This is a genomic window from Pseudoalteromonas sp. S4741 (genome assembly GCF_005886135.1).
Taxonomy (GTDB): domain Bacteria; phylum Pseudomonadota; class Gammaproteobacteria; order Enterobacterales; family Alteromonadaceae; genus Pseudoalteromonas; species Pseudoalteromonas tetraodonis.
On record NZ_PNCN01000165.1, the window covers coordinates 1 to 591 of the forward strand.

Annotated in this window: 1 protein-coding gene; it reads right to left on the reverse strand. The window is 39.1% G+C overall.

What is annotated here, in order from left to right:
• The coding region (locus CWC30_RS16875; RefSeq protein WP_283956820.1) for a transposase at positions 1–493 on the reverse strand (493 nt) is incomplete at its 3' end.
• Positions 494–591 lie beyond the last annotated feature (98 nt).

Genomic DNA, 591 nt, shown 5'->3' on the forward strand with positions numbered 1-591 from the left:
ATACCGCAACAAACTCACCGAAATCAATAATTATTAAATGTAGTTTGAATCCATATGACCAACCCATAGTGCCTTTTCCATGATGAGCAACGCCTTCAAACACTTTATTTCTTTTAGCTCTGATGATGTGACACACTTCTATTTTAGTGGAGTCAACAAATTGTATACCTGTGGGCTTGCCAAGTTTTGATGTGAGGTAACTGCACATCGGAACCACCACACTAGGCATAAGCGCGAGAAACCTTGTGTAACTCAGCAACTCTGGAAAATAGGCTTTAAGTTGACGGCAAACATAGTGAAGGTAGTAGTTTTTGAAATCTCTGTAATGTGACTGGTGAAAATGGATGATAATAGTCATCACCTCTGACGGAGATAAGCGGCATGCTCTTCGACGTTTAATTTCACCATTTTCGAGCAATATACGCTGCCAGCTTGGGAAAAATAACTTTGAAAAATCATCGACATCACAGTACGTTTCAACTAACTTGTTCATGCTCGTTCCTTTTTGTTCTAATCACTCTTGGTCGAATGATCGGATCATGGAACGAGCATTTAGTTCCTTTAAATTAGTAATTTCTTATCCGAAGCTCA